Origin of the sequence: Cobetia sp. MB87 (assembly GCF_011319755.1) — a bacterium.
Taxonomy (GTDB): domain Bacteria; phylum Pseudomonadota; class Gammaproteobacteria; order Pseudomonadales; family Halomonadaceae; genus Cobetia.
Map to the genome: position 1 here is coordinate 54,169 of NZ_VFBC01000005.1, position 24,853 is coordinate 79,021.

Annotated in this window: 19 protein-coding genes; 2 read left to right on the forward strand and 17 right to left on the reverse strand. The window is 62.1% G+C overall.

Annotation, left to right across the window (positions count from 1 at the left end):
* Positions 1-5: 5 nt before the first annotated feature.
* The 14 genes from pheT to galE all read right to left on the reverse strand — a co-directional run bounded on the left by pheT (position 6) and on the right by galE (position 16,849).
* Entirely contained in the window at positions 6-2,390 is a 2,385-nt protein-coding gene (gene pheT, locus CDPAHKCJ_RS03590) for a phenylalanine--tRNA ligase subunit beta (RefSeq protein WP_166018711.1), read from the reverse strand.
* 56 nt (positions 2,391-2,446) lie between these two features.
* The gene (pheS, locus tag CDPAHKCJ_RS03595; protein ID WP_166018712.1) at positions 2,447-3,466 is read right to left on the reverse strand and encodes a phenylalanine--tRNA ligase subunit alpha; all 1,020 of its coding nucleotides are present in this window, start codon (positions 3,464-3,466) and stop codon (positions 2,447-2,449) included.
* 358 nt (positions 3,467-3,824) lie between these two features.
* A complete protein-coding gene (gene rplT, locus CDPAHKCJ_RS03600) occupies positions 3,825-4,178 on the reverse strand; it encodes a 50S ribosomal protein L20 (protein WP_043335644.1) in 354 nt (117 codons plus the stop codon).
* 45 nt (positions 4,179-4,223) lie between these two features.
* On the reverse strand, positions 4,224-4,418 hold the full coding sequence (gene rpmI, locus CDPAHKCJ_RS03605) for a 50S ribosomal protein L35 (protein ID WP_043335648.1): 195 nt from the start codon (positions 4,416-4,418) through the stop codon (positions 4,224-4,226).
* 100 nt (positions 4,419-4,518) lie between these two features.
* Positions 4,519-5,058 (reverse strand): translation initiation factor IF-3, encoded by a 540-nt coding sequence (gene infC, locus CDPAHKCJ_RS03610; protein ID WP_082388253.1) that lies wholly within the window; start codon positions 5,056-5,058, stop codon positions 4,519-4,521.
* A 34-nt stretch (positions 5,059-5,092) separates the two neighbouring features.
* A complete protein-coding gene (gene thrS, locus CDPAHKCJ_RS03615; RefSeq protein ID WP_166018713.1) occupies positions 5,093-6,991 on the reverse strand; it encodes a threonine--tRNA ligase in 1,899 nt (632 codons plus the stop codon).
* 337 nt (positions 6,992-7,328) lie between these two features.
* Positions 7,329-8,204, reverse strand: a complete 876-nt coding sequence (locus CDPAHKCJ_RS03620) for an OmpA family protein (protein ID WP_043335655.1) — start codon at positions 8,202-8,204, stop codon at positions 7,329-7,331.
* Positions 8,205-8,481: 277 nt separating this feature from the next.
* Positions 8,482-9,636: an amidohydrolase gene (locus tag CDPAHKCJ_RS03625; RefSeq protein ID WP_166018714.1), complete on the reverse strand. Its 1,155-nt coding sequence runs from the start codon at positions 9,634-9,636 to the stop codon at positions 8,482-8,484.
* A 20-nt stretch (positions 9,637-9,656) separates the two neighbouring features.
* Complete coding sequence (locus CDPAHKCJ_RS03630; RefSeq protein ID WP_166018715.1) at positions 9,657-10,169, reverse strand: DUF2489 domain-containing protein; 513 nt, start codon at positions 10,167-10,169, stop codon at positions 9,657-9,659.
* Positions 10,170-10,414: 245 nt separating this feature from the next.
* The gene (locus tag CDPAHKCJ_RS03635) at positions 10,415-11,548 is read right to left on the reverse strand and encodes a glycosyltransferase family 4 protein (RefSeq protein ID WP_166018716.1); all 1,134 of its coding nucleotides are present in this window, start codon (positions 11,546-11,548) and stop codon (positions 10,415-10,417) included.
* Positions 11,545-12,897, reverse strand: coding sequence for a UDP-glucose/GDP-mannose dehydrogenase family protein (locus CDPAHKCJ_RS03640; protein ID WP_166018717.1), 1,353 nt, complete (start codon positions 12,895-12,897; stop codon positions 11,545-11,547). The genes CDPAHKCJ_RS03635 and CDPAHKCJ_RS03640 overlap by 4 nt, the downstream gene beginning before the upstream one ends.
* 1 nt (position 12,898) lies before the next feature.
* Positions 12,899-14,749 (reverse strand): phosphoethanolamine transferase, encoded by a 1,851-nt coding sequence (locus CDPAHKCJ_RS03645; RefSeq protein ID WP_166018718.1) that lies wholly within the window; start codon positions 14,747-14,749, stop codon positions 12,899-12,901.
* A 79-nt stretch (positions 14,750-14,828) separates the two neighbouring features.
* The gene (cysQ, locus tag CDPAHKCJ_RS03650) at positions 14,829-15,656 is read right to left on the reverse strand and encodes a 3'(2'),5'-bisphosphate nucleotidase CysQ (protein ID WP_166018719.1); all 828 of its coding nucleotides are present in this window, start codon (positions 15,654-15,656) and stop codon (positions 14,829-14,831) included.
* A 170-nt stretch (positions 15,657-15,826) separates the two neighbouring features.
* Complete coding sequence (galE, locus tag CDPAHKCJ_RS03655) at positions 15,827-16,849, reverse strand: UDP-glucose 4-epimerase GalE (RefSeq protein WP_054555473.1); 1,023 nt, start codon at positions 16,847-16,849, stop codon at positions 15,827-15,829.
* Positions 16,850-17,372: 523 nt separating this feature from the next.
* Between galE and CDPAHKCJ_RS03660 the strand changes: the two genes are divergently transcribed.
* Entirely contained in the window at positions 17,373-18,869 is a 1,497-nt protein-coding gene (locus CDPAHKCJ_RS03660; RefSeq protein WP_166018720.1) for an SLC13 family permease, read from the forward strand.
* Between the two features lie 128 nt (positions 18,870-18,997).
* Here CDPAHKCJ_RS03660 and gltS read toward each other — a convergent pair whose 3' ends face one another.
* Positions 18,998-20,188: a sodium/glutamate symporter gene (gene gltS / locus CDPAHKCJ_RS03665; RefSeq protein WP_166018721.1), complete on the reverse strand. Its 1,191-nt coding sequence runs from the start codon at positions 20,186-20,188 to the stop codon at positions 18,998-19,000.
* A gap of 457 nt (positions 20,189-20,645) precedes the next feature.
* Positions 20,646-22,370: a 2-isopropylmalate synthase gene (locus CDPAHKCJ_RS03670; protein ID WP_166018722.1), complete on the reverse strand. Its 1,725-nt coding sequence runs from the start codon at positions 22,368-22,370 to the stop codon at positions 20,646-20,648.
* Between the two features lie 557 nt (positions 22,371-22,927).
* Between CDPAHKCJ_RS03670 and CDPAHKCJ_RS03675 the strand changes: the two genes are divergently transcribed.
* On the forward strand, positions 22,928-23,416 hold the full coding sequence (locus CDPAHKCJ_RS03675) for an Lrp/AsnC family transcriptional regulator (protein ID WP_043331273.1): 489 nt from the start codon (positions 22,928-22,930) through the stop codon (positions 23,414-23,416).
* Between the two features lie 116 nt (positions 23,417-23,532).
* On the opposite strand, the gene hppD is transcribed toward CDPAHKCJ_RS03675, so the two are convergent.
* On the reverse strand, positions 23,533-24,612 hold the full coding sequence (gene hppD / locus CDPAHKCJ_RS03680) for a 4-hydroxyphenylpyruvate dioxygenase (protein ID WP_166018723.1): 1,080 nt from the start codon (positions 24,610-24,612) through the stop codon (positions 23,533-23,535).
* Positions 24,613-24,853 lie beyond the last annotated feature (241 nt).

A 24,853-nucleotide genomic window follows, 5' to 3' on the forward strand; every position in this document is an offset into this window, starting at 1 on the left:
GCGACTCATGCTCTCAGCGCCGCCCCGAAACGTGTGTGGCCATCGGTGACGATCGCATCGACTAACTGATTGATTTCCTCATCATTCAGCGTGCGCGAAGGATGCTGCCAGGTCAAGCCCAGGGCGAGCGACTTGTGACCATCGGCTACCCCCTGGCCCTGATAGACGTCAAACAAGCGCAGGTCCGTCAGCCATTCACCGGCTTGCGAACGGATGGCGTCGAGCAGCGACTGCACGTGCACGCCCTCCTCGACCACGAAGGCCAGATCACGACGTACTTCCGGATACTTGGAGAGCGGTGCAAAGCGCGGCAAACGACCCGCACAGGCAGCGGCCAGCGTGATCTCGAACACGAACACCTCGACCTTCAGGCCAAGCTCGGCGCGCGCCGCCGGGTGCAGGGCGCCCATCCAGCCAGCCGGCTCGCCATCGAAGAACAGCTGAGCGCACTGGCCCGGATGCAGAGCCGGATGCTCGGCGGCTTCGAAGCGCCAGGCACCCAGATTGCCGCCCAGTGCCAGCAGTGCCTCGACATCGCCCTTGAGATCGAAGAAATCGACCTTGTCACGACCGCCATTCCAGCCTTCCGGCAAACGGGCGCCGGTGATCAGACCGCCGATCATCGGTGTCTGCTCGAGGGAGTCCAGCTCACCGCGGAACACCAGACCGGTCTCGAACAGGCGCACGCGCGACTGCTGACGATTGAGGTTGTGGCTCAGCGCCTTGACCAACCCCGGCAGCAACGAGCTGCGCATGACGGCCATGTCGCTGGAAATCGGGTTGGCCAGTGCCGGCGCCACGCCGTGCGGGTCCAGCGTCTTCTGCAGCTCAGGGGCGACGAAGCTGTAGCTGATCGCTTCCTGATAGCCCCGCGCCACCAGCTGACGGCGCAGACTGGTCAGCGGCTGGGTGGTCTCATTGGCCACAGCCGGTGCGAGACGAGCGTTCGGGCGACTGACCGGCAGATTGTTGTAACCGTGAATGCGCGCCAGCTCTTCGATCAGGTCAGCCTCGATGCTGACATCGAAGCGCCAGCTCGGCACCGTCACCTGCCATTGGCTATCGCCATTCGCGGCGACCTGCATGCCTAGACGCTCGAGAATCTCGACGATCTCGGCATCCGGCAGCGCCATGCCCAGCGTGCGCTCGACACTGGCGCCGCTCAGGCTGACGACGGCGGCCTTGGGCAGCGCTGCGTCGCTGGCGACCTCGATGATCGGACCCGGCTTGCCGCCGGTGATCTCGAGCAGCAGGGCTGTCGCGCGCTCGATGGCATCACGCTGCAGCTGCGCGTCCACACCACGCTCGAAACGATGCGAGCTGTCGGTGTGCAGGCCGTAACTGCGCGCCTTGCCAGCGACGCTCAACGGCGCGAAGAAGGCCGCTTCGAAGAAGATGTCGCGTGTCTCGGCGTTCACGCCACTGCCTTCGCCGCCCATCACACCCGCGATGGCCAGCGGGCCCTTCTCGTCGGCGATGACCAGGGTGTCGTCACGCAGCGCGACTTCCTGACCGTCGAGCAGCGTCAGTGGCTCTTCAGCCGCTGCCATGCGCACCTCGATACCACCGTTCAGGCGTGCCAGATCGAAGGCGTGCATCGGCTGGCCGAGCTCGAGCAGCACATAGTTGGTGACATCGACGACAGGGTCGATGCTGCGGATACCACTGCGACGCAGACGCTCTTCAAGCCACAGCGGAGAGGTCGCGGCGACATTGACGTCACGCACGACACGCCCCAGATAGCGCGGGCAGGCCTCTGGCGCGCTGACGGTGACCGGGAAGGTATCGTCGATCTGGGCGGCAACCGGCGCAATGCTCGGCGCCGTGACGGCAAGACGGTTGAGCACGCCGACTTCGCGCGCCAGCCCCTTGACGCTCAGGCAGTCGCCACGGTTCGGGGTCAGATCGACCTCGATGGCGTTGTCGTCAAGATTCAGGAAGTCACGGGCATCGCGGCCCACCGGCGCGTCCGCGGCCAGCACCATGATGCCGTCGGAGGCTTCGGCTTCCAGGCCCAGCTCGGAGGCACCACAGATCATGCCGCGGGATTCGACACCGCGCAGTTTGGCCTTGCGAATCTTGAAGTCGCCCGGAAGCTTCGCGCCGACTTGAGCGAAGAGCACCTTCTGGCCAGCGGCGACATTCGGCGCACCACACACGACCTGCACCAGCGCACCGCTGCCATCATCCACCTGGCAAACATTGAGGCGATCGGCCTCCGGATGCGGTTGCTTGTCCTTGACCTCGGCCACGACCACACCGGTGAACTCACCGGCGACCGGTTCAATACCATCGACTTCCAGACCAGCCATGGTGACCTGATCGGCCAGCTGCTGGGTGCTCAGTTCCGGCGACACCCACTCACGCAGCCACTGTTCGGAAAATTTCATCTTGCTGTCCTGTTCCGTAAGTTCACGCCCTCAAGGCGCGATACGTGAATGAGTGCCTAGCTGAACTGGCGAAGGAAACGCAGGTCGTTCTCGAAGAACAACCGCAGGTCGTTGACGCCGTAACGCAACATCGCCAGACGCTCCGCGCCCATGCCGAAGGCGAAGCCGCGGAAGCGCTCGCTATCGATACCGGAGTGACGGAAGACTTCCGGATGCACCATGCCGCACCCCATCACCTCAAGCCAGCCGGTGTGGGAGCAGACACGACAGCCGTCACCGGCACACATCACGCACTGGATATCGACTTCAGCGGACGGTTCGGTGAACGGGAAGTAGGACGGACGGAAGCGGACTTCCAGATCATCACGCTCGAAGAAGGCATGCAGGAACTCTTCGACGGTGCCCTTGAGATCGGCGAAGCTGACATTCTCGTCGACCAGCAGACCCTCGACCTGATGGAACATCGGGGTGTGGGTCAGATCGGAGTCGCAGCGATAGACGCGACCCGGGCAGACGATGCGCAGCGGCGGTTCACTGGCCTTCATGCTACGCACCTGTACCGGTGAGGTATGGGTACGCAGAAGTCGCGTGGCGTCGAAGTAGAAGGTGTCATGCATCGCGCGCGCCGGGTGGTGCGACGGGATGTTCAGGGCTTCGAAGTTGTGATGGTCATCTTCGATTTCCGGCCCTTCAGCGACACCGTAACCGATGTGCGAGAAGAAGCTTTCGATACGCTCAAGCGTGCGGGTGACCGGGTGCAAGCCGCCTACCGGCTCACCACGGCCCGGCAGGGTCACATCGACGCGCTCGGCGGCAAGACGCGCATTGAGCGCCGCCGTTTCCAGCGTATTGCGACGTGCATCCAACTCGCCACTCAGCAGCTGCTTGGCTTCGTTGATGGTCTCACCGGCCTTGGGACGCTCTTCGGGGGACAGCTTGCCGAGGCCCTTGAGCAGTGCGGTGATCTCGCCCTTCTTGCCGAGAAAACGTACCCGTACCTCGTCGAGGGTCTGGACGTCTTCGGCCGCCTGGATCGCGGTGCGTGCTTCGTCCACCAGGGTGGAAAGATGTTCCATCCGTTCAGCTCCGATCGCTTGAGTCACTGGCGCGGCAATGTCCGCCACCAATGGAAGTCGCGCCGACCCGAGGGTCGGCAGGGAGAGCGCTCCGCCTGCGGTGAGTCACACAGACGATCGCGCCCTTGCCAGAGACCGGCCCACAACGCGGCCAATCCCGTTCATGTCACTGCTGACCCACCGCCGATTCTCTGACGGCAGGCCAAACAAAAACAGGGGAAGAGCGGCTGCTCTTCCCCTGTGACGTAACACGTCATCTCGATACCGCCTGAGTTGCCCAATGCAAGCATTCGACAGTCACGGCCCGATTCGCCGCCTGAGCGGCTCGTCGGGTCTGGGCGATATCTGATCCGGTCACTTACTGAGCAGCCTTGGCCTTCTCGACGATGGCAGCAAAGGCAGCTTTTTCGTGAACCGCGATATCGGCGAGGACCTTGCGGTCGATCTCGATATTGGCCTTCTTCAGGCCAGCGATGAAGCGGCTGTAGGACATGCCATTGATGCGGGCCGCAGCGTTGATACGCGCGATCCACAGGGCACGGAACTGACGCTTGCGGACACGACGGTCACGGTAAGCGTACTGGCCGGCCTTGATGACAGCCTGCTTGGCTACGCGGAAGACGCGTGAACGCGCTCCGTAGTAACCCTTGGCCTGCTTCATGATCTTCTTGTGACGGCGACGTGCGACGACGCCACGCTTGACGCGGGACATAGCGTACTCCTGATATTAAGAAAGTTGGACCGAGGTAAGGACGGCTTACAGGTTCGGCAGCATGCGCTGGATCAGCGCCTTGTCTGCAGCGTGAACCTGCTTCATGCCACGCAGCTGACGCTTACGCTTGGTCGACTTCTTGGTCAGGATGTGGCTACGGAAGGACTGCTTGTGCTTGAAGCCGTTGGCAGTCTTCTTGAAGCGCTTGGCAGCGCCGCGGTTAGTCTTGATCTTCGGCATGAGTATTAACTCCGCTCGGTTTCTTGAGAAAATCCAGGGCCGACAAAAAGAGCCACGCCCGCAGGCGTGACCCTGAAATGTCCGTTTTACTGCCTATGGATCACTTCTTTTTCGGCGCGAGAATCATGATCATCTGACGGCCTTCCATTTTCGGGAAGGACTCGACGGTCACGAGCTCCGAGAGATCGCCGGCGATCCGTTCCATCAGCTTGCGGCCGATGTCCTGGTGCGCCATTTCGCGACCACGGAAGCGCAAGGTAACCTTACCCTTGTCTCCGCCTTCGATGAAGCGAGTCAGGTTGCGCAGCTTGACCTGATAATCGCCCTCATCGGTACCAGGACGGAATTTGACTTCCTTGACCTGGATCTGTTTCTGCTTCTTCTTCTGCAGATTCTTCTGTTTCTTCTCGTCGAAAAGAAACTTGCCGTAATCCATGATCTTGCAGACGATGGGATCGGCATTGGAAATCTGGACGAGGTCGAGCCCTGCCTCTTCGGCCTTGACAAGCGCATCTTTGGTTGACACTACGCCAACCTGCTCGCCATCTGCGTCGATGAGGCGGACTTCGTCCGCACGAATACGGTCATTGATGGGAGCCCGCTTTTCCTGGGGGCGTCCGCGCTGATTATTCCGCTTGATCGTTGCGTCTCCGTTTGGCTGAAATTCGTTACTGTCAGACCTGTTCTTCCTTCAGGCGTTCCATGAACTCTGAAACTTTCATGGTGCCGAGGTCTTCACCGGAACGGGTTCTGACAGCTACTGCATCAGCTTCCACTTCCTTGTCGCCAACGACGATGAGGTAAGGAACCTTCTGCAGAGTATGCTCACGGATTTTAAAGCCGATCTTCTCGTTCCTCAAGTCTGCTTTGACACGGATGTCATGTTTCTCGAGGCGGGAGACCAGATCCTTGGCATATTCTGCCTGGGAATCCGTGATATTCATTACGACAACCTGCTCCGGGGCGAGCCAGAATGGCATCGCGCCTGCGTGGTGCTCGATCAGGATGCCGAGGAAGCGCTCGAAGGAGCCGAGAATCGCGCGGTGCAACATGACCGGCATGCGACGCTCTCCACTTTCATCGACAAACTGGGCACTGAGACGCTCAGGCAGATTGAAGTCGAGCTGTAGAGTACCACACTGCCAGACACGATTCAGACAATCTCGCAGAGAGAATTCAATCTTTGGTCCATAGAAGGCGCCCTCACCCGGCTGCAGCTCCCACGGCAGGCCAGTCGCATCCAGTGCCGCCTGCAGGCCGGCTTCGGCCTTGTCCCACGCTTCCGGCTCACCGATGAAGGATTCCGGACGGGTGGAGAGCTTCAGCTCGACATCTTCGAAGCCGAACTGACGATAGACTTCCAACGTCAGACGGATGAAGTCCTCGGCCTCGGACTCGACCTGATTCTCGGTACAGAAGATGTGGGCGTCATCCTGGGTGAAGCCACGCACACGCATCAGGCCATGCAGAGAACCGGACGGCTCGTTGCGATGGCAGGAGCCGAACTCGGCCAGACGCAGCGGCAGATCACGGTAGCTCTTCAGGCCTTGATTGAAGACCTGGACGTGACATGGGCAGTTCATCGGCTTGACCGCGTATTCGCGCTTCTCGGACTCGGTGGTGAACATCAGCTCGTTGTAATGCCCCCAGTGCCCGGACTTCTTCCACAGCGAAAGATCCACCACCTGCGGCGTCTTGATCTCCTGGTAGCCGTTGGCACGCTGGATACGGCGCATGTACTGCTCGAGCACCTGGTACATGGTCCAGCCATTCGGGTGCCAGAACACCATGCCCGGCGCTTCTTCCTGCATATGGAAGAGATCCAGCTTCTTGGCCAGCTTGCGGTGATCGCGCTTCTCGGCTTCCTCGAGACGCTTGAGATAGGCCTTGAGCTGCTTCTTGTCCGGCCAGGCGGTGCCATAGATACGGGTCAGCATCGGCTTGGTGGAATCACCACGCCAGTAGGCACCGGCCAGCTTGAGCAGCTGGAAGTGCTTGAGGTGGCGGGTATTCGGCACGTGCGGGCCGCGGCACATGTCGGTGTATTCTTCGTGGTGGTAAAGGCGGATGGTGTCACCTTCGCCGATGCCCTCGATGATCTCCTGCTTGTACGGCTCATCGCGCTTATCAAAGGCGGCCATGGCCTGGTCACGCGAGACATACTCACGCACCACATCGTACTCGCTGTCGATCAGCTGCTTCATGCGTTTCTCGATGGTCTCGAGATCTTCCGGGGTGATCGAACGGCCGAAATCGATGTCGTAATAGAAACCGTCATCGATGACCGGGCCGATGGCCATCTTGGCCTCCGGGTAGAGCTGCTTGACGGCATGACCGATCAGGTGCGCGCAGGAGTGACGAATCACGTCCAGGCCTTCCGCATCACGCGCCGTGAGAATGGCGACGTTGGCGTCTTCGGTGATCATGTCAGCGGCATCGACCTCGACGCCATTGATCTTGCCGGCCACACAGGCCTTGGCAAGACCGGGGCCGATGGACTCGGCCAGCTGCATCACGGAAATCGGGGTATCGAAGGTACGCTGGCTGCCGTCAGGCAGAGTAACGATAGGCATGAAGAATTCCTTGCGTTCAGTGGTGGCCCTTACCAAGGGTCACGTGAAGCGAATTTGGCCGAACGCGGGGCGTCGGCTCGAAATGAGGGCAATGACGATCACACCCCTCACGTCATTGACCCCGGCCTACAATGCCTGGGGCGCCGCCCACTGCCCCATGCTGATCGAGCGACCAGGCAGGGTATGGACACATGACGCGGGAACATGAACGAGGCAAGACCTTAGCAGCCCGTTCAAAAGTCGTAAAGATACGCTTGGCCACTGAAGGTCATGCATGACAAGAACGCAGACGGGGCGCCCTGAGGCGCCCCGTCTGATTCAGCTTACCGCGATCGGCTTACTTGACTTCAGCAAGCTCGACACGACGGTTTTCGGCACGGCCTGCAGCGGTATCGTTGCTGGCGACCGGCTGCTCTTCACCGTAACCCACAGTCTGGATACGGTTGGCGCCAACACCTTCGGAAGCCAGGTAGGCCTTCACGGAGTCAGCACGCTTCTGGGACAGCTGCTTGTTGTAGGAGTCAGAACCCACGGAGTCTGTGTGACCTTCGACGCGAACGCGGACGTTCTCGTTGGAGACCAGCTTGGCCGCGACACCGTTCAGCACTTTCTCGGCGTTGGCAGTCAGCTTGGCGGAGTCGAACTCGAAGTTCACGTCACGCAGGACGAGGTCAGCGACGCAGCCCAGGGCATTGACCTTGGCACCGGCCGGGGTGTTCGGGCACTGGTCCTGATAGTCCGGCACGCCGTCACCGTCGGAATCGAGCGGGCAGCCTTTCGCGTCAACAGTGACGCCGGCCGGGGTACCCGGGCACTGGTCCTTGTAGTCAGCAACGCCGTCACCGTCGGTGTCCAGCGGGCAGCCTTTCGCATCAACAGCGACGCCTGCCGGAGTTCCCGGGCATTCGTCACGGTCGTTCGGCACGCCGTCGCCATCGTCGTCCATGGACTTCGGAGCATCATCTGCACACAGCAGTGCGCCAGCGGTCGCGCCGCCGACAGCACCCAGAGAAGCGCCGGTGTCTTCGTCGCTGTCGCCAGAGACGCCGTAACCAATCCCGCCACCGATCAGGCCACCGGCCAGACCGCAGACGAACGGCTGGCTGTACCAGGGCTTCTCAGCAGATGAAGACTGGGAAGCAGAGCTTGCGCAGCCAGACAGGCCAACAACCAATGCAGAACCCAGAACCAGGCCAGTCGTAGATCTTTTCATGTAAGACTCCTTCTTAACACAGCGCAATATGTAACGAGGGTGTTACGTATCGACTCAGTATAAGAGCCGAACTCGTTACGATGAAAGGAATTTTATTCAAATCTTCCTTTAAGAAGAAAGCACATGCAGGTGCGTCCTTCCAGCTCTGATCGGGTCTGTTTCCCTTGAAAACGGTACCGATCCTCAGGCATACGTTGAAGGAAAACAGTGTTTTTTGCAACGTCGAAAAACTTTGACACTAACTGTATCAGAATGGCGACGCTGTAAAACCCCTGTTTTACCCTCTTCCAAGGTGCTGGCGCACCAGCCCCTCGAAGATCTCGACGCCAGGCGTCAACAGCGTATCAGGAAAATCGTAATCGGGGTGGTGAAGCCCCGGCATTTCCTCACCAGCGCCAAATGTGAACATGGCGGCATGGCAGTCTCGTGCCAGCACGCCAAAGTCCTCGGACCAGCGATGCGCCTGAGGAAGTTCCACGCAATCAATACCTTGCTGTCGCGCTACACGGCGAATCATGTCGTTCGCCTCGGGAGAATTCCAGGTCGCATCGAAGGTGTCACACCAGTCCACATCGATGCCCAGACGGTCTTCTTCCGCCTCGCTGCGCGCCAGTGAGACCGCCGCTTCAGCCAGTGCCTTCATCATGTCATCGCTTTCGGTGCGCAGGGTGACCATCACCTCGGCGTCGCCCGGCGAGGTGCCGAACGCGACCTCGCCCAGCCGCGCATGGATCAGGGTCACCATCGCCAGTCCGGTCTCATCGGCAAATTGCAACGGCAGACGTGACAAGCCTTGCATGATGCGACACATGGCCATCGCCGGGCTGCGACCATTTTCCGGGTGAGCTGCATGCGCACAGAGCCCGGAAAGGCGCACGATCATGCCACGTGAAGCACAGGTGAAGGCATGGTCGCGCACACTGACCTCCCCGAGAGGGCGCCCCGGCAAGTTATGGCACGAGTAAAGATAATCCGGCTTGAGTGCGGCAAAGGCCTTGCTGCGCACGACGGCACGCGCACCTTCGCCGGTTTCCTCGGCGGGCTGGAAAAGCAACACTACCTCGCCCCTCGCGACTGGAGACGCCGCCAGGCGCTGCGCCACGCCCAGCATCCAGCTCATATGCCCGTCATGGCCGCACAGATGACCGACATGCGGATGACAGGAGGACCAGTCACCACGCGGTGTCTCATCGATGGGCAGAGCATCCAGCTCACAGCGCAGCATGACGCGCGGGCCTGGCGCAGTACCGCGGAAGATGGCGGCCAGACCATGCCCGCCCAGCCCGCTGACCACTTCAGCACCGGCCTCTCGCATCCAGCCGGCGATGCAGGCCGCCGTGGCGGCTTCCTGTCCGGAGAGTTCCGGTGAGCGGTGCAGCGCGTGACGCAGCTCAGCCAGCGGCGTGTCCAACAAGGAAAGTGTCGTGTTCATGCCTGCCTCTTGAAGACTCATCAGATGGCCTGCCCCAGATCTGCTGGCGAAGCGGGACGCTTGCGCCCCAGGTAATGCTGATGCCAGAACTCCATGTTGCTCAGCACGCGACTCGCCGCCAGCTGCAGTGGCTCCGCCAGGGCTTCCTCGACGGCGATGCGCTCCTTGTCTTCAGCCAGGCGTTCACGCGGCGACAGCTCCTTGCGCGCCGAATGGGTATGCAGGTGTGACACCCGCCCATGCAGGACACCGAAGACCGAGAGCACCTCATCTTCGGCCAGCCTGGTATCGAGAATTTCGATCAGCACCTTGCAGCGAAGACCGCCTTCCACCATATCGACCTGCCCGGCCTTCATGGCGCGTGCGATGGCTTCGAGGCTTTCCAGACAGTTGGCGCGCGCCTGGATGAGCTCTTGCTCGCGGCGCGCCTCACGCACCTTGACCTCGCGGCGCAGCTTGAGGGCATAGAACGCCAATCCCGCGATGATGATGATCGCGATGACGGCCAGAATGATGCTGATAGTCAGGGACATGCCTTTCTCCTGCGGTAAACAAGCCATGAGTATAGGGACTGCACACGCGACACCCAAGGCGGGGCACTGCGACCGATGACCACGAAGCCCGCCCTCACCCACGCCTTGCGTCAACAAGAGGCCCCGCATCAGGGATACGGGGCCAGTCGTGCCAATCACACTTGTACGCTTTGCTCTGTCGCACTCATGCTTCGCCCGATACGCGAGTGGTCGAGCTGTCGGCGCAGATTTTCATCGTCTGGCCATCAGCGCCCCGCCATCAAGGCCTCGAAACTGGCCTTGAGCTTGAGATTCTGTGCCTGATGCGAGTAATTGCGTGCCAGGCTGGCCAGCGCAATGCTCAGCGCTTGCGTGTCGCTCTCGAGCAGATGGCTGCAGCGCTCGGCCCACTGCTGTGGCGTGGACTCTGCCGCCATGACCAGCTCAGGGTAATCATCGAGCAACTCGGCCGAGCCGACCCGCGCATTGAGCAGCACCGGCGCACCACAGGCCATCGCCTCCAGCGCGACACGCCCGAATTCCTCGATATGCGCCGGCATCACGAACAGGTCCAGCGCACCGTAGAGCGTCTCGACCTCCGGGATGGTCGAGCGCCAGATCATGCGCTCGGCGATGCCCGCCTCCCTGGCCTGCTGCTGGTAAGGCGCGGCATCATCCTTGCCTACCACCAGGAAGCGATAGCGGCCCGGTGAGGCCTGCTCCATCAGTGCCGCCATCGCCACGAAGCCTGCGACGTTGCGCTTGGTGAAGTTGCCGGATGACACCAGACCGACCAGCAGCTCATCCTCGGCCACGCCCAATGCCTCACGTTGGGCGGTGCGCCCTGCGCGCGCGCGCTCGACCGTGAATTGCACCGGATCATAGCCCGGGTAACTGATCTCGATCCGCTCAGGCGCGATACCGTAGCGCGCCATCAGATCCTCGCCCATCATGCGCGAATTGACCGCGACCTGACGGAACTTGCCACCCTTGAGCACGTGATCATGAATCGCCGCCACTTCGTGGTCGCCAGGCAACTCACGGCCATGGATGCACTGCGAGGCAAGGTGCACACAATTGTGCAGATAGACGGTATCCGGGCTTTCGCAGTCACCATGACTGATCAGCAGGTCGGGGGCATGACGGCTGGCCCAGGCCTGAACACGGCGATTGAACCAGAAACGTCGATACGCCCCCTTGAAGGGCCACCGCCACAGGCGCACCAGTTCCGCGCCGTGGGAGCGAGCCAGTTCAGGCTTGCCGCGCTCGGCGAGAATCACCACGCGATAGCCCAGCGCGCGCAACGCATCCGCCTGCTCGAAGGCATTGCGGCTGGCACCGGTATTCTTCTCGACCTGACGAATGGCGATCGCGGCCAGCTTGCCTGCACCAGTGCTCACGACGCCTCCTGCACGCGGCGCATGGAATCACCGCGACCGACCGCGTAGTACATCAGGCCGGCGGCCTTCATGGCGGCAGGCTCGAACAGGTTTCGACCATCGACCACCACAGGGAAGCCGAGCTGTGCCTTGAGCCACTCGCCATCCAGGGTGCGGAATTCCTTCCACTCGGTGCACACCACCAGTGCATCGGCGCCCTTGACCGCCTGCTGACGGTCCGCGACCAGCACCAGCTCATCGCGCTCGCCGTAGATGCGGCGGCATTCCTTCATCGCTTCCGGGTCATAGGCCTGCACGGTCGCACCCGCCGCCCACAGCGCTTCCATCAGCGTGCGACTCGGCGCGTCACGCATGTCATCGGTGTTGGGCTTGAAGGCCAGACCCCAGACGGCGATGGTCTTGCCCTTGAGATCACCATCGAAGGCCCGCGACAGCTTGTCGAACAGCGTGACCTTCTGGCGCTTGTTGACGGATTCCACGGCGGTGAGCAGCTCGGCGTCATAGCCGATCTGACTTGCGGTACGCGCCAGCGCCTGGACATCCTTCGGGAAGCAGGAGCCACCATAGCCACAACCCGGATAGATGAAGTGGTAGCCGATGCGCGGGTCACTGCCGATGCCGCGACGCACTTCCTCGATGTCCGCGCCCAGGCGCTCGGCCAGATTGGAGATCTCGTTCATGAAGCTGATCTTGGTCGCCAGCATCGCGTTGGCGGCGTACTTGGTCAGTTCGGCGGCGCGCACATCCATGAACATCAGCTTTTCATGGTTGCGGTTGTAGGGGGCGTAGCATTCGCGCATTCGCTCGCGCACCTTCTCGGAATCGGTGCCGACCACGATGCGCGCGCCACGTGTGAAGTCCTCCAGCGCCGCGCCTTCCTTGAGGAATTCCGGGTTGGAGCAGACATCGAAATCGATACTTTCGCCGCGCTCGGCGAGCACTTCGGCGACTCGCGCCGTGACACGGTCCGCCGTGCCCACCGGCACGGTGGACTTGTCGATGATGACCTTGTAGTCATTCATGTGCTCGCCGATGGTAGTGGCGACGGACAGCACGTACTTGAGGTCGGCGCTGCCATCTTCATCCGGCGGTGTGCCCACGGCGATGAACTGCAGCACGCCGTGCTCGACGGCCTGACGGGCGTCAGTGGTGAAGTTGAGACGACCGGCCTCGACATTGCGCAGCACCATGCTCTCCAGCCCCGGCTCGAAGATGGGGATCTCGCCCTGCTTGAGGCCATCGATCTTGGCCGCATCAACGTCCATGCAGATCACGTCATGGCCGACATCGGCCAGACAGGTGCCAGTCACCAGGCCTACGTAGCCTGTTCCGAAGACAGTGATTTTCATGTCAGTCCTTGAGGGTTTCTGAAGGTAATGAAGCAGGTGACAAGGTGAACGCCGATGAATCCTCCGACGGCGTCACGCGGGAATCCGATTGTGGGACTTGCCCGTCGCGTTTCGCGCCCTGCCCGGACATGAACTCCGGGCGCTCCAGCAGCTCGGTGGTCGCCTCGACCGCTTCCTCGAGCTCTTCGGCACCCGGCGCGAGAGGTCGGGAAAGAAAGTCCGACGGCAGGGCTTCATAGAAGTTCAATCGTCCCAGCTGGTCCAGCACCGGATGACGTTCACGTGGCTGATAGCAGACCGCCCAGGGCGACAGGCACGGCTTGTCACCGGAGAAGCGGATGCCCAGCCAGTCGCTGGCCAGATAGGGCAGGTCAAAACTGGCGAAAGGCTCATCGGCGTGCGAGCGCAGGCGCGTCAGCTCGCGTGCGGGGTTGGGTGACCTTGGCGCCTGCCATAGCCACAGCGGAATGCGGTACGGTGCCTGACTGGGGCGGTCACCGCCATGCACATAGGCGTCGCTGAGCGGATCATGCTCGAGGCCGTGGTCCGACAGATAGAGCACGCCGGCAGGTCGCCCTTCGAGGCGCTGGAAGACCCCTTCGATCACCTGGTCCGTGAAGCGGATGCTGTCATCGTAGGCATCGGTCAGCGGCGAACGGCTGTCCGGGGTCAGGAAATAGCGCAATGAATCCGGGTACTGCAGGCTGGCCGGCGGGTGACTGCCGTAGAGATGCAGCACGATCAGCCGCGGCCCCTCGACCTCGCGCGCCAGCGCCTCATCGAGCGCATCCAGCAAGCCGTCGTCATAGTCGGTCATGATGGTGCGAGCGATATCGGCACGCTGGGCGATGGCCGTGATCCAGGTACGCTCGGAGGTGATATCGAGCCCTTGGCGCGACAGCCACTCGGTATGATAGCCGGCCTGATTGGCCAGCGAGATCAGATTGGCGTCCAGATAGCGCGGCGAGAAGGTCCGCGGGTCGGTCAGACTGGCCAGCATCGGTACCGCCAGCACGGTCTGCGGCGCCGGGGCGATGGCCTGATCGAAGACCACCAGCTCATCGCGGCGCGCATCGAGATTCGGCGTCGTGGCGCGCGAATAACCATACAGCGACAGCTGATCGCGGCGTTGGGATTCGCCGATGATCAGGACGAAGACAGCGTCATCCGGCACCTCGGGGCTGCGCGAGACGCCACCGAAATCATAGTCATCCGCCATCAGCGCCTTGTAGCGCTCCTTCTCCCACCAGGCATGCGAGGTGGTGGCCAGATTCCAGCCCGGCGAGACCGACAGCGTGGTGATCACCAACGGTACGCTGGCCCGCCCCCACTGCCAGCTACCGGCCAGCAGCATCAGCATCCAGAGCACGAAGGCGATTCCGCTGCGCCCACCCAGTCGGGCACGAGCCAGCCCTGTCCCGAAGCGATTGCCCAGTGACAGCGCCAGCAGGAAGAACCCCAGCGGAACGATCAGGGCCAGCGGGAACTTGAACAGCATTGCCATCGATTCGCTGCGACTGGTATCCAGCGAGCTGAGCGCAAAGGCCAGGCCGTAGCGGGAATCGTAATAAACGGCGCTGACCACACTTGCCGAAAGGTTGACGCCCAGCGCCGCCATCAGCCCCAGCGCCGGCCAACGCCAGCGCGGGCGATGGAGCGCCGCCAACAGACACGGCCACAGCAACAGGTTGCCGAACAGGATCAGGCCGCCCTCGAGCAGGCCGTGGTAGATCAACGGCACCAGACTCGCCAGCAGGGACAGCGTGATGGCGGAAATCACCCCGGCCCGCTTGCTCGCCTGATCGCTGCGCGCAAACAGGCGATAGACGAGGCGCTGCAGCAGGCCCTTCATGCGCGTTCTCGCCATGACATGAGCGCTTCAGCCCTTACGCGGGCCAATAGATGCACGAGCCATCGAGCCCCGGCCACCCTCAGACGTCCAGCGCCTGGCGCCAGCGACCATCCGCTTGGCCACAGGCAATGAAGAAGGGGTTCACCAACGTGTCGCGGGCGTTGTAGTCCAGGCGGCGCGGCCGTGCGGGCAATGACTCGGCATCGAAGACCTGGCCGCCGGCCGCTTCCAGCACGGCCTGGGCCGCCGCGGTGTCCCACTCGCTGGTCGGCGCGTAGCGCGGATAGAGATCCGCATTGCCTTCCGCGATGCGACAGAACTTGAGCGAGCTGCCACAGCTGACATTCTCCACCGGCGCCAGGCGCTCGATCAGTGCTGCCGTGCGCGCATCGAGATGCGACTTGCTGGCCACGACTCTCAACACCTCATGCTCCGGGCTGACCGCGATCTCGACACGCCCGGCGGCGTCTTCCCGGAAGGCCCCCACACCGGCAAGCCCGCTCCAGGTTGTCGCCAGTACCGGCGCATCCACCACGCCCAGCACGCTGCGCGAGCCCTGGATCAGGGCCACGTTGACGGTGTATTCACCGCTGCCGGTGACGAATTCACGCGTGCCATCCAGCGGGTCGACCAGCCAGAAGGTCTGCCAGTCACGCCGCGCCGCGATATCGGCCTTGTCGCTCTCCTCCGAGAGCACCGGAATCTGCGGCGTCAGGCGAGCCAGCCCCTCGACCAGCACATGATGCGCTGCCATATCCGCCGCCGTGACAGGGCTGTCATCGGCCTTGACGCGCGTGCCGAGATCTCCCCCACGGGCAACGGCGAGTATCGCCCGCCCCGCTTCACGGCAAAGCTGTTCAATGGCCGTCAGCAGTTCAAGATCGAGGGTGACATCGGACTGGGTCATGGGGGTCTCGCAGAGAATTCGAAGGAGTCGACACGGGCCCTTGGGCCCGCCGTCATCATACGCAAAAGCGGCCGCGGATGCTGCCCGCGACCGCTTCGAGAGGTCTTCACTCAAGCGCCATCAACTCAAGCTCGGTCAACTTCGGCGCACTGACCATGCAGTGTCAGTTTTCAGGCACTGCGATAGCCGTTGGGGTTGCGTGACTGCCAACGCCAGCTGTCGGCCATCATGCGGTCGAGGCCCAGTTCGGCCTTCCACTTGAGCTCGTTGAAGGCCTTGTCCGGCTCTGCCCAGCACTCGGCGATATCACCGGCACGACGCGGTGCGATGCGGTACGGCACCGGACGACCACTGGCCTTCTCGAACGCCTTGACCATATCCAGCACGCTGTAGCCGGTACCGGTACCCAGGTTATAGGTGTGAACGCCATCACGTGCATCACCGGCCAGGTAATCCAGCGCCTTAAGGTGGCCATCGGCCAGGTCGACGACGTGGATGTAATCGCGCACCCCGGTGCCATCCGGCGTCGGGTAGTCATCCCCGAACACGGCCAGTTCCTCGAGGCGGCCCACGGCGACCTGGCTGATGTACGGCACCAGGTTGTTGGGGATGCCGTTGGGGTCTTCACCAATGGTGCCGGACTCGTGGGCACCCACCGGATTGAAGTAGCGCAGCAGCGCGATGCGCCAGCTGTCATCCGCGACAGCCAGATCGCGCAGCACTTCCTCGACCATCAGCTTGGAGCGGCCATAGGGGTTGGTCGCGGAAGTCGGAAAGTCTTCACGGATCGGCGTGGACGCCGGATCGCCATACACGGTGGCCGAGGAAGAGAACACGATACGCTTGACGCCGGCACGCGCCATGGCGTCACACAGCACCAGGGTGCCGTTGACGTTGTTGTCGTAGTAGGCCAGCGGCTTGGCGACGCTCTCGCCCACCGCCTTGAGCCCGGCGAAGTGGACCACGGCCTCGATATCGTGACGCTCGAACAGGCTGTCGAGCAGCGCGCCATTGCGGATATCGCCTTCGACGAACGGCACTTCGCGTCCGGCGAGCGTCGCCACACGCGCAAGAGAGGCTTCACTGGCATTGGACAGGTTGTCCAGCACCAGCACCTGATGGCCGGCCTCCATGAGCGCCAATACCGTATGAGAGCCGATGTAGCCTGCACCACCCGTGACCAGAATCATCAATCATCTTCCTTGTGAAAGTAACGCGACAGTGGGCCGCGCAGTAGTCCTGCGCTGGCCCTGTTCATGGCTGCTAACCCTACCTTCCAGCCCTTGTGCTCACAAGTCCACAGCCAACGACAGCGTCTGTCGCCAGACAGCAACCTGACCCGGGCAAGATGGCGTCACACAAGGCCTGGCCCGGGGTTTGAGCGCCTCGGATCGAGCGTCGCGCTTGCGCGGCGTCAAGGTTTCATTCACGGGAGTTTCAAAACAGGCCATGAAGGCTATTGAGCCGCGCCGCAATGCTGAGACAATGGCCGCGCCTTGCCGCCTGCGCGCCCAGCTGATCGACTCGCGAGCGACTTTCTGACAAGGCAGGCAACATGACACGCCGTGCACGCCACCCCGATCGCAGGGACATGCACGACATGTCATGAATAACACCAACATGACAACTCGCCATCACCTACCATGACCCATACCAACAACACGATGACCACCATGATGAGGAAGCCAGTCGCCGACCGGCTTCTCTGGAGTCGACATGCCTGAGCAATCTCCCGATCACGTCGCTGATCAATCCACTACGCCGCCACAAGCGCCACTCGCGGCGCGCATCGGCCTGATACTCGGCCCCCTCCTGTTGCTGCTGACCTGGCTGACACCGGCACCGGGCGACATGCCGGACAGCGCCTGGCTCTGCGTCGGACTTGCCCTGCTGATGGCCACCTGGTGGGCCACCGAGGCCCTGCCGATTCCGGTGACCTCACTGCTGCCCATCGTGCTGGTGCCGGCACTTGGCATCGATGACATCAAGAGCACCACCGCCGCCTATGCCAACCCGACCATCTACCTGTTCCTCGGTGGCTTCCTGCTCGGGATCGCCATGCAACGCTGGGACCTGCATCGCCGCGTGGCCCTGCATACGCTGAAGCTTGCCGGCCACTCGCCGCGCCGCCAGATCGCCGGCTTCATGATCGCCACCGGCTTCATCAGCATGTGGGTGTCCAACACCGCCACCAGCATCATGATGCTGCCCATCGGCATGTCAGTGGTCAGCCTGATGTCCAGTGGTCAAGACGAGCGCGACAGCAATGACCCGGAACTGAAGCGCTACGCTGCCGCCCTGCTGCTGGGCATCGCCTACTCCGCCAGCCTTGGCGGTATCGCGACCCTGATCGGCACGCCGCCCAATGCCCTGCTGGCAGGCTACCTGTCCAGTGACCAGGGCATCGAGATCGGCTTCGCCCAGTGGATGGTCGTCGGCCTGCCGGTCGCCATCGCGATGTGCACCATCACCTGGTGGTGGCTGACGCGCACGCCCTTCTCCTTCAAGTCCGAGACGGCAGACAGCGGCGAGATGATCAGCCGTGAACTCAAGGCACTGGGCGCCATGAGCAGCGCCGAGAAGCGAGTCGGCATCGCCTTCCTGGTAGCCGCCCTGCTGTGGATGTTCCGCCCGCTCATCAACCAGATGGGCCTTGCCTGGCTGTCAGATACCGGCATCGCCATGGCCATCGGCGTGGGCCTGTTCGCCATCCCCTCCGGCACCTCGCGCGGGCGCCGCCTGCTGGTGTGGGAAGATGCGCGTGACCTGCCCTGGGGCGTGTTGCTGCTGTTCGGGGGGGGCCTGGCGCTGGCGGGCGTGATCAAGAGCTCGGGCCTCGCCGAGTGGATCGCCGGACAGCTGTCGATGTTCAGCGTACTGCCGCTCATCGGGCTCGTGGGCATCGTGGTACTAGTGATCATCTTCCTGACCGAGGTCACCTCCAATACCGCGACGGCCGCCGCCTTCCTGCCGTTGCTGGGCGCGCTTGCGCTGTCCCTGGACATCGACCCGCTGCTGATCACCGTGCCGGCGGCCATCGCGGCCAGCTGTGCCTTCATGATGCCGGTGGCCACGCCACCCAACGCCATCGTGTTCGCCACCGGGCACCTCAAGATCCAGACCATGATGCGCGCCGGCTTCTTCCTGAACCTGGCCGGTACCGTGGTCGTCACCCTGCTGGCCTATGGCCTGATCGTGGCGCTGTGGAGCTGATGCCCTGACAGCGGCGCGCCGCAAGGGGAGCTCCCCGAAACGACAACGCCGGACTCCTATGGAGTCCGGCGTTGTCGTTCATGCCAGGCAGATTCTGCGACATCTCATCATGACACCTGCTGTCATGTTCAGAAGAAGCCGAGGAAGCCCTTGATGATCAGCGAGTTGGCGATATCGATCAGGAAGCCACCCACCACCGGCACGATGATGAAGGCCAGACGCGACGGCCCGTGGTGCTGGGTGACCGCCTGCATGTTGGCGATCGCCGTCGGCGTGGCGCCCATGCCGAAACCACAGTTACCCGCGACCAGGACTGCTGCATCGTAGTTCTTGCCCATCAGGCGGAAGGTGACCTGGGTGGTGTACAGGAACACCAGTGCGACCTGTGCCAGCAGGATGGCCAGAATCGGCAGTGCCAGATTGGCCAGATCCCAGAGCTTGAGCGTCATCAGCGCCAGCGCCAGGAAGATGGACAGGCTGATGTTGCCCAGCACATCCACGGCGTGGGTATTGAGGTGCTTGTCGCCGAAAGCGCGCACCACGTTGCCGATGACGATACAGCTGAACAGCACCCACACGAAGGTCGGCAGCGAGAAGGCGGTGCCCGACGTGAGTGACTGCAGCTGCTGACCACAGACGACCCCGAGCAGCAGCATGAAGAGTGTCTTCAGGGCATTGGCCGTATTCAGCGGGTGCTGGACTTCCGTCTCGTCATATTCGGAATCGCTGACCTGGGCGTTGATGTCCTGCCCTTCGCGCTTCATGCGATTGATCAGGAAACGCGCCGTCGGCCCACCGATCAGGGAACCGAACACCAGCCCGAAGGTGGCACAGGCCATCGCGACTTCCATCGCGCCATTGATGCCGTATTCCTCGGCAAAGACGTTGGCCCATGCCGCGCCGGTACCGTGGCCACCGGACATGGTGATGGAGCCGCCAAGCAGACCCAGTACCGGATCGAGACCGAACAGACTGGCAACACCGACACCCAGCAGGTTCTGCAGGATGAGCAGACCAATGACCAGCGCGAGGAACAGCACCAGCTTGCTGCCGCCGGCACGAATCATGCGAACATCTGCCGACAGGCCAACGGAGCCGAAGAACAGCAACATGAAGGGAGTCTGGAGACCGCCGAAGAACTGGAACTCGTAACCCAGTCCGCGCAGGCCGGTAACGATGATGGTAGCAATGAGGCCGCCGACCACAGGCTCGGGGATATTGAATTCGCGCAGCACGCGCACGCGCTCGACGATCAGATGGCCAACGACGAGGACAAGCGCCGCCAGCAACAGGGTGGTGATAGCATCAAGTTGAATCATGCGATACCGATGAGTAGTTGTGGGTTGTTCTAGCGGACCTCCTGAACGAGAGGTGCACTGGCGATGCCCGATCAGAGCATGGATGGGGTCACATCCATTATCTCTGCAATCAGGAGGTTTGCCTTTGCACCGCTTGGAATTGTTGTGTTCTCGAATCCGGTCTGCCACCAGATCGTTATCATTATGCGGGTGCAGCGATGATACGCAGGGTGGGCACCGGTGCAAGTCCGGATGTTGACTGAGCCGTCAACATCAGACAAAAGTCTATAGCGGCCTGACGAGCATGACACGTATTTTCCACGCAAGCGTTTCCGCGCAAGGCCGGCAACCGCGGGCGTGAGCGTCAGCCGGGCAGCTTCTGCGCTGTCTCGAAACGCCAAGACCCCCGCTCTGATGAGCGAGGGTCTCGAGAGAGGCAAAAATGCCCCGGATCAGTCACGCATGAGGCGTGTTGTCATCACACAGCGACCGGACCGGCTTCCTCGGCACGTTCCGCTTCACTGCGCGCACTGCTTTCCAGACTGCGATTGACCGCCGACAGCACGGCCTTGAGCGACGCGCTCACGGTATCGCCATCTTCAGCCATGCCGCAGACACGCTTGCCATCCAGGTTGAGCATCACGAAGGCCACCGCGACGGCATCGCTGCCTTCACCGAGGGCGTGCTCACCGTAATCCACCACGCTGACGGTGGAGCCGGTGTAACGCTGCCAGGCATCCATGAAGGCGGAGATGGCACCGTTGCCTTCACCGGCCAGCGCGATCTGCTCGCCCTTGTCATCGACCAGCGTCGCGGTGAGCTGCTCGGCCCCTTCGCGATCCAGACGATAGCCCTTGAGACTCAGCGGCGCCTCACGCTTGAAGCTGGCATCGAGAATCGCGCGGATCTGGTCGCTGGACAGCTCACCGCTGACCTGCTCGCTGGCTTTCTGCACGTGCGGCGCAAGCTCGAGGCTCATCCAGCGCGGCAGGCTGATGCCGTGATCGCGCTCGAGCAGGAAGGCCATGCCACCCTTGCCGGACTGACTGTTGACGCGGATCACCGCCTGGAAGTCGCGGCCCAGATCCTGCGGGTCGATGGGCAGATAGGCGACCTGCCACGGCTCGTCGGCCTGCTGCTTCTTGAGGCACTTGCGGATGGCATCCTGGTGGCTGCCGGAGAAGGCGGTGTAGACCAGCTCACCGACCCACGGATGACGCGGGTGAACCGGCAGATTGGTGCACTCGGTGTAGACCTGGATGATCTCGTCCGGGTTGGAGAGATCCAGCTCCGGATCGATGCCCTGGCTGTAGAGGTTCATCGCCAGGGTGATCAGATCCATGTTGCCGGTGCGCTCACCGTTGCCCAGCAGGGTTCCTTCGATGCGGTCGGCGCCGGCCAGCAGGCCAAGTTCGGCAGCAGCGGCGGCTCCACCACGGTCGTTGTGGGTGTGCAGCGAGATGATCGCGCAGTCACGACGGCTCAGGTGCTTGATGAAGTACTCGACCTGATCGGCGAAGTGATTGGCCGGGCCCACTTCCACCGTGGCCGGAAGGTTGAGGATGCAGCGTCTTTCCGGCGTCGGCTGCCAGACATCCATCACCGCCTCACATACCTCGACGGCGTAATCCATCTCGGTGGAGGTGAAGCTCTCCGGCGAGTACTGGAACACCCAGTTGGTATCCGGGTAGCGCTCGGCGTAGTCCTTGACCAGCTGCGCACCCTCGACGGCGATGGCCTTGATGCCGTCACGGTCCATCTCGAACACCCGCTCACGCTGCACGGTAGAGGTGGAGTTGTAGACGTGAACGACGGCATCACGCGCACCGACCAGCGATTCGAAGGTACGCGCGATCAGATGCTCACGCGCCTGCACCAGCACCTGGATGCTGACGCCTTCCGGGACCTGATCCTCCTCGATCAACCAGCGCACGAAGTCGAAATCGAGCTGACTGGCGGAGGGGAAACCGACTTCGATCTCCTTGAGGCCGATCTTGACCAGCAGCTTCCACATCAGCTTCTTCTGCTCGACCGTCATCGGCTCGAGCAGCGCCTGATTGCCATCACGCAGGTCGACACTCGCCCATAGCGGCGCCTGAGTCACGGTACGCGACGGCCACTGGCGGTCGGTCAGTGCAACAGGGGTCACGGGGCGATATTTGGTGTGGTCGAAGGCAGCACTTGGCGTGGATGCAGCAGTCATGGTCGTATCCTTGGCGGTCTGGGTGCGAAAAACCGGCAATCGAGGCCCGATACGGGAGATCGATGGCACCTTTCGCACTCAACAGTGTCCCAATCGGGGCGCCTGAGTAAATGTGAGATGACGAAGGCTTGGAAGCCTTGCATCCGAAAGCTTGCCGTCAGCAGGGCAAGCAAGCAAGTCGGGGGCAGCGTAACGTCACTGCCCGCCGCAAGCTCCGGGACCGGATCACGGTCACCAGCGCGGAGTATAGGACGATGGGATCACCATCAGAGCCCCTTCGGCAGCCTCGCTTCGATCAGAAGCCGACTGCATTCCGCGTTCACCGGTTGCATGAGGCGAGTCGCCAGCGCCGGTGGCTCATCCTGCTCAGGTCTGTCGTTCGCGTCGTGCGTCATGTCATGCGATAGCCACGACTCGAGCGGGCGTCTTCATCGCTGAGCAGTGATTACAGTATATGCCGCATATCAGGGCGGACGATTGCGAAAACCACATGACATCGCCATCTTAAAAGCAGATTATTTCACCATTCACACCTTCATCGCTAATGGATTGCGAAAATGAGCCAGAATATTCCTCTCCCGACACTGGACCGCTTCGACCGTCGCATTCTTGACGAGCTTCAGCACTCGGGTCGCATCAGCAATCAGGAACTCGCGGAGCGCATTGGCCTGTCCCCGTCACCTTGCCTGCGCCGTGTCCGTGCGCTGGAAGAAAGCGGCATGATCACCGGCTACCGCGCCCAGATAGATGCCCGCAAGCTGGGACTCAGTCTGATGGCGTTGCTGCATATCTCGATGGACCGCCACACCCCGGAGCGCTTCACCAACTTCGAGGACACCATCGCCTCGCTGCCCCAGGTGATGGAATGCCTGCTGATCACCGGCCAGGAAGCCGACTACCAGCTCAAGGTGGTGGTCAAGGACATGGATGACTACCACGACCTGCTGCTCAAGCAGATCACGCGCATCGAGGGGGTGACCGGCGTGCATTCGAGCTTCGTGCTGCGTCAGGTGATCGATCACCAGCGCGTCCCGACGACCTCCTGAGCCCGACTGTCTGAACCAGGTCTTGCAACTCGAATTTTCTAGCTCGGCCTACCCAGCACGAAAGCCCCGCCGGCTAACACCGGCGGGGCTTTCGTGCTGCTGAAGCACCATCATGATCACTCGCCGCCGATGATACCGCGGCGTATCTGGTCTTCCTCGATGGATTCGAACAGCGCCTTGAAGTTGCCCTCGCCAAAGCCATCGTTGCCCTTGCGCTGGATGATCTCGAAGAAGATCGGCCCGATCACCGTCTCGGTGAAGATCTGCAACAGAATCCCCTCCCCCGGCGCACCATCGACCAGCAGGTTCAATGCCTTGAGGTCCTCGACATTCTCTTCGTGGTTGGGCACCCGCGCATCGACCTTCTCATAATAGGTGGCCGGCGTGGTCAGGAAGGTGACGCCATTGGCCTTGAGCGCCTTGACGGTGGCATGAATATCATCCGTCGCCATCGCCAGATGCTGGATGCCTTCCCCATTGTATTCGCGGATGAATTCCGCGATCTGAGAGTCATCATCGGCGGACTCGTTGATGGGAATGTGCATCTTGCCGCAGGGCGCCGTCATCGCGCGCGAGAAGAGCCCGGTCATCTTGCCTTCGATATCGAAATAGCGAATCTCGCGGAAGTTGGCGATACGCGCATAGAAGTCTGCCCACTCATCCATCTGGCCACGCCCGACATTGTGGGTCAGGTGATCCAGCGTATGCAGGCCGACACTGTTGGCATTCTCGATTGCGCCGTCGATGGCGACGAAATCGGTATCGTAGATCGAGCGCTCACGGTGATGGTCCACGAAGTACAGCACGGAACCGCCGATGCCCTGCACCGCGGGGATGCCCACCTCGCCCGGCCCGACCGGATGCTCGACGCTGTGCGCACCGTGCGCCAATGCATAGCGATGCGCCTGCTCGGCATCCGCCACACGCCAGGCCATCGCACAGGCACTCGGGCCGTGAATCGCCGCGAATTCCGCCGCCGGGCTGTTCGGCTCGGCGTTGAGCACCACATTGATCCCGTGCTGCTGGAACAGGAACACCTGCTTGGAGCGATGGCGACGGGTCTCGGTAAATCCGAGCTGGTTGAACAACTTGCGCAGGGCATCGATGCCGGCCGCATCCGGGGCCGTGAATTCGACGAACTCGAAGCCGTCCGTGCCGATGGGATTGTGCTGTTCGATACGCGCCGGTGCGTTCATGAGGTGCTCCTGAGTCAGGCTGCCGACAAGGCAGGCAAGGTAGAGAGAAGGCGGGCAACATCCTTCATGACAGGCAAACGCGCCACGCATCACCTGTGATGTCCCGATTCCGTTATCGGGAATCTATGCCTTGCCTGCCGCCCTGCCCATGCACCTTGCGCCCTCATTGGTGCCGTACCCTGCCTCCCCCTACGCCAGACATGTAACGAAACTCTGCCATGGCGTTGACGGCCCTCTCGAC